Consider the following 844-nt stretch of genomic DNA (forward strand, 5'->3'; position numbering starts at 1 on the left):
GCGTCGAGAGGCCCGCCTTGCCGGCATCGTGGGCTATTCGGGGCTCGTCGTGCTCGAAAGCGGCAGGGGTCCCGAGAGCCTGAAGGAACAGGCCCGCGCGATGCCGCCGGTCCTGTTGACCCACGGCGATCGCGACGAGGTGCTGCCGGTGGAGATGTTCCATTTCACCCGGGAAGCCTTGGCAGCCGCCGGGATCCCGTGCCAGTGGCATCTCACGGCCGGCCTGTCCCACGGTATCGACGCGGAAACCCTCCGGCATGGGGGGCTCTTTCTCCGACAGGCATTCGGCCTGTCCTCCCAGCCCGTCAGACCCGATCGTGGCCCTGACCCCGCGCGACCTTGAGCGCGGCGTCGGCCCCGGCGCGCAGCATGCCGGCGTCGCTCGACACGGAGATGAGATGGAAGCCCCGGCCGTACAGGGCGGCTGCCCGTTCGCCCGACGCTGCGAAAACGCCCGCCACCTTGCCGGCGGCGCGGCTTCGCGCCACCGCGTGATCGAGCGCCGTTTCCACGGCGGCGCTGGTGGGGTTGAGCTCGCGACCGCCCGATAACCCGATGGACAGGTCGCCGGGTCCGATGAAGACGCCGTCGATCCCCGGCACGGCCAGGATCTCGTCGATGATGGCAAGCGCCTCGCGGGTTTCGACCATGGCGAGCGCCACCGTCAATCCGTTGGCGGCCCGAAAGTAGTCACCCGGCTCCAGACCGGTCACCGCCAAGGCGCCATGCGGCCCCCAGCTGCGCTGCCCGAGGGGTGGATATTTCATGAAATCCGCGAAGAGATGGGCGTCAGCCACCGTATTGACCATCGTCGCGATGACGCCGCTGGCGCCCGCATCGAGGA

At 69.4% G+C, this 844-nt stretch carries 2 protein-coding genes; one reads left to right on the forward strand and one right to left on the reverse strand.

Annotated features, from left to right (window positions below; genetic code table 11):
- The coding region (locus AC1DVM_RS23200; RefSeq protein WP_477258504.1) for an alpha/beta hydrolase at nt 1-343 on the forward strand (343 nt) is incomplete at its 5' end.
- Here AC1DVM_RS23200 and AC1DVM_RS23205 read toward each other — a convergent pair.
- The coding region (locus AC1DVM_RS23205) for an HpcH/HpaI aldolase family protein (protein WP_477258506.1) at nt 306-844 on the reverse strand (539 nt) is incomplete at its 5' end. The two genes, AC1DVM_RS23200 and AC1DVM_RS23205, sit on opposite strands and share 38 nt — an antisense overlap.

This window comes from Microvirga sp. P4_A5, from assembly GCF_056402495.1.